Source organism: Pseudomonas sp. SDO5591_S426 (assembly GCF_054070755.1).
Genome location: NZ_JBSVXD010000306.1, coordinates 1 through 4,115, shown reverse-complemented (window position 1 = coordinate 4,115; position 4,115 = coordinate 1). Strand labels below are relative to the sequence as shown.

Sequence of the window (4,115 nt, the reverse complement as noted above, 5' to 3'; positions counted from 1 at the left end):
CGCCGGCAAGCCGTGCTCCTACAGGTTATGCGCTCAGTTTTCCTGCGCCCGATACGCCCCCGGTGTCAGCCCCGTCCACTTCTTGAACGCCCGATGAAACGCCGAAGGCTCGGAGAATCCCAGCTGTTCGGCGATCTGCTGCAAAGGCAGATCGTTGCGGCTCAGGTGATAGATCGCAATGTCGCGGCGCAACTGATCCTTCAACTCCTGAAAACTGGTGCCTTCCTCGCGCAGATGCCGGCGCAGCGTCTGCGGACTGATATGCAGGTGTGCGGCGACGGCTTCCAGGTCCGGCCAGCGTGAACTGTCGCTGCTGAGCAAGCGCCGTAACTGACTGCTCAGGCTGTTGCCGTCATCCGGGCGCGACAGCAGATTGGCCGGTGAGTGTTCGAGAAAATGCTTGAGGGTGCGTTCGTCCTGCAACAGCGGCATGTTCAGGTAGCGGCCGTGAAACAGCAGGCTGCTCTGGGATGTGGAAAACGTCAGAGGACAAGAAAACAGCAAGTCGTACTCGGCACCGTGTTCCGGTCGCGGATAACTGAACGTGGCCTGCTCCAGGCGAATCCGCTGGCCGATCAGCCAACTGCCGAAACGGTGCCAGATCACCAACAGGCTTTCGCTGAGGAAATGGTCCGGGTCCCAAAGCTGCGAATCGTCCAGGCTCAGGCGGATCATTTCGTCTTCGCGCGTCAGGGTCAGGCGCGGGGCGTCGGGGAATAGGCTATAAAACAATAAGCCCCGGTTGAGCGCCTTATCCAGATTCCGGCAATGGATGACCGCATGGCACATCATCGCGAAGCTGCCCGGCTTGCTGGGACCGTGCCCGAAACCCAGGTATTCGTCGTCCAGCGCCAGCCACAGTGTCTGGATCAGCCGGGTGAACTGCTCCGGAGCGATGCGCGCGCGCGGCTCGTCGAGCAACTCGGGGCTGATCCCCAGTTGCTGCAACAGGCTGGAATAGTCGAAGCCACGCCGCTGCGCACCACCGAGCACGGCGCGGGCGAAATGACTGGCGATGGTGCGTTCGCGCATAACAGGCAAATCCGTGCATTGAGCGACGGATGGTAGCCGCGGTTCCAATCGATGAACAAGGCGGATATCCGCCAAATTGCAGGAGGCGATTTGGCCGAAGGGCGGAAATCCGCCACCGCATCGTGGCCGTCAGGAGACAAAGAAAAACCTGCAGCCCTTGATATCAAAAGGCTTGCAGGGGTTTGCCGGAAGGTGGCACGGGCTTTGCGATACAACCGGTAGATGCTTGCCGTCGCGCAGCTCGAAAAAACAAATCCCTCCAGTGCAGGAGGGTTCGCAATTCAGGTGTCGCCGGCCATAGATGGATGTTGGCAGCGCGCACTCTTGAGGAACTTTGCAATGACGACTCGTCAGCCACTGTACAAATCCCTGTATTTCCAGGTGATCGTTGCAATTGTCATCGGTATTTTGCTCGGTCACTTCTATCCCCAGATCGGTGTGGCCGTTAAGCCACTGGGTGACGGGTTCATCAAGCTGATCAAAATGATCATCGCCCCGATCATCTTCTGCACCGTCGTCAGCGGTATCGCTGGCATGCAGGACATGAAATCGGTTGGCAAGACCGGCGGTTACGCGCTGCTCTACTTCGAAATCGTTTCGACCATCGCGTTGCTGGTTGGCCTGGTCGTGGTCAACATCGTGCAGCCAGGCGCTGGCATGCACATCGACGTCAGCACCCTGGATGCTTCCAAAGTCGCCACTTATGTTGCGGCCGGTGCTGATCAAAGCGTCATCGGCTTCCTGCTCAACGTGATCCCGAGCACCATCGTCGGCGCGTTCGCCACGGGCGACATCCTGCAAGTGCTGATGTTCTCGGTGATCTTCGGTTTCGCCCTGCATCGCCTGGGTGCCTACGGCAAGCCGCTGCTGGACTTCATCGATCGCTTCGCCCACGTGATGTTCAACATCATCAACATGATCATGAAGCTCGCGCCAATCGGTGCCTTCGGTGCGATGGCCTTCACCATCGGTGCCTACGGTGTCGGCTCGCTGGTGCAGCTGGGTCAACTGATGATCTGCTTCTATATCACCTGCCTGCTGTTCATCCTGATCGTGCTGGGCGGTATCGCTCGCGCCCACGGCTTCAGCGTTCTGAAAATGATCCGCTACATCCGTGAAGAACTGCTGATCGTGCTGGGTACTTCTTCTTCGGAATCGGTTCTGCCACGCATGCTGATCAAGATGGAGCGTCTGGGTGCGCAGAAGTCCGTCGTGGGTCTGGTGATCCCGACCGGTTACTCGTTCAACCTCGACGGTACTGCGATCTACCTGACCATGGCGGCCGTGTTCATTGCCCAGGCAACTGACACCCACATGGACATCACGCACCAGATCACCCTGCTGGTGGTGTTGCTGCTGTCTTCCAAAGGCGCTGCCGGTGTGACCGGTTCGGGCTTCATCGTACTGGCTGCCACCCTGTCCGCCGTTGGCCACCTGCCGGTTGCCGGTTTGGCGCTGATCCTCGGTATCGACCGCTTCATGTCCGAAGCCCGTGCCCTGACCAACCTGGTCGGTAACGCAGTAGCGACTATCGTCGTGGCCAAGTGGGTCAAGGAGCTGGACACCGACGTGCTGCAATCCGAGCTGGCCTCGGGCGGTCGCGGCATCGCCGACGAGCCTAAAGACGATGTTCTGGGCCACGCCGAAGAGGTAACCCCGGTTAACGCCAAGTAAGCCTTGTCGTGATGAAAAAACCCGCTTCGGCGGGTTTTTTTCTGCCTGCGACCTGAGCACAACGGTCAGCGTCACTGGCACATAAGGTGATTGCCCCTGAGCGTCCGGCTGCCTAGTCTGGAGGCATCATTCAGGGGGAACATTCATGCTCGGTCCACTGGCATCACTCAAGGTTCTGGATTTCTCGACTCTGCTGCCGGGGCCATTCGCCTCGTTATTGCTGGCGGACATGGGCGCCGAAGTGCTGCGAATCGAATCACCGACGCGCATGGATCTTGTGCGTGTACTGCCGCCCCACGACCAGGGCGTATCGGCCAGCCACGCCTACCTCAATCGCAACAAACGCAGCCTGGCGCTGGACCTCAAGCAGCCCGAAGCGCTGGAGGTGATCAAGCAGCTATTGCAGGACTACGACATCGTGCTGGAACAGTTCCGCCCCGGCGTCATGGAGCGTCTGGGCCTGGGTTATGAAGCCTTGAAGGCGATCAATCCGAAGCTGATTTATGTGTCGATCACCGGTTACGGCCAGACCGGTCCTTACAAGGACCGCGCCGGCCATGACATCAATTACCTGGCGTTGGCCGGGTTGGCGAGCTACACCGGCCGCGCCGACAGCGGACCGCTGCCCTTGGGTGCGCAGGTGGCAGATGTTGCCGGTGGGTCGCTGCATGGCGTGATCGGGCTGTTGGCGGCAGTGATCGCCCGCCAGCAAACCGGGCAGGGGCAGCATCTGGATGTAAGCATGACTGACTGCGCCTTCAGCCTGAACGCCATGGCCGGCGCCGGGTATCTGGCCTGTGGCGTCGAGCCGGGCCGCGAAGACCAGATACTCAATGGCGGCAGCTTCTACGATTATTACCGTTCAAGGGATGGGCGTTGGTTGTCGGTAGGTAGCCTGGAGCCGGCATTCATGAAGCAGTTGTGCGTGGCGTTGGGGCTGGAGGAACTGGCGAGCCTGGGCCTGTCGCCACAACCGGCGCAGCAGAAGAAGCTCAAGGATGCGCTGAAAGTAGAATTCGAGAAGCATGACTTTGCCGAACTCAGTGCGCTGTTTGCAGAGCTGGATGCCTGTGTCGAGCCGGTGTTGAGTCTCGGCGAAGCCGTAAAGCATCCGCAGTTGCGGGCGCGGGAGCTGGTGACGCAAGTGCCGCGTGGGGATGGTTCGAGTCAGGCGCAGATGGCCTGTCCGCTGAAGTTTTCGGATGGCTTGCCGCAGCCTCGGCATATTGGTGCGGCGTTGGGCGAGCATACGGATCAGGTGTTGGGGGAGTTGGGGTTTAGTGCGCAGCGGATTGAAGAGTTGCGGCGGGCCAAGGTGGTTCTTTAGTGCCTGTGCCGGCCTCATCGCGGGCAAGCCCGCTCCCACAGTGGTTGGGGTCGTTCACAAATTTTATGCACAAAACCAATAC

3 protein-coding genes are annotated in these 4,115 nt (G+C 59.8%); 2 read left to right on the top strand and 1 reads right to left on the bottom strand.

Annotated elements, in window-relative coordinates; genetic code table 11:
• Positions 1-33 precede the first annotated feature (33 nt).
• Positions 34-1,032 (bottom strand): AraC family transcriptional regulator, encoded by a 999-nt coding sequence (locus tag ACW9JC_RS29010; protein WP_457459327.1) that lies wholly within the window; start codon positions 1,030-1,032, stop codon positions 34-36.
• Between the two features lie 339 nt (positions 1,033-1,371).
• On the opposite strand from ACW9JC_RS29010, the gene ACW9JC_RS29005 reads away from it, so the two are divergent.
• Together ACW9JC_RS29005 and ACW9JC_RS29000 are read left to right on the top strand one after the other, a co-directional pair.
• Positions 1,372-2,706, top strand: coding sequence for a dicarboxylate/amino acid:cation symporter (locus ACW9JC_RS29005; RefSeq protein ID WP_448109028.1), 1,335 nt, complete (start codon positions 1,372-1,374; stop codon positions 2,704-2,706).
• Positions 2,707-2,851: 145 nt separating this feature from the next.
• Positions 2,852-4,033: a CaiB/BaiF CoA transferase family protein gene (locus tag ACW9JC_RS29000; protein ID WP_457459325.1), complete on the top strand. Its 1,182-nt coding sequence runs from the start codon at positions 2,852-2,854 to the stop codon at positions 4,031-4,033.
• The last annotated feature ends 82 nt before the right edge of the window (positions 4,034-4,115 follow it).

Excerpts from the sequence above, each read along its gene's own strand:
- ACW9JC_RS29010 (WP_457459327.1), bottom strand. The coding sequence starts at position 1,032 with ATGCGCGAACGCACCATCGCCAGTCATTTCGCCCGCGCCGTGCTCGGT.
- ACW9JC_RS29000 (WP_457459325.1), top strand. The coding sequence starts at position 2,852 with ATGCTCGGTCCACTGGCATCACTCAAGGTTCTGGATTTCTCGACTCTG.
- ACW9JC_RS29005 (WP_448109028.1), top strand. The coding sequence starts at position 1,372 with ATGACGACTCGTCAGCCACTGTACAAATCCCTGTATTTCCAGGTGATC.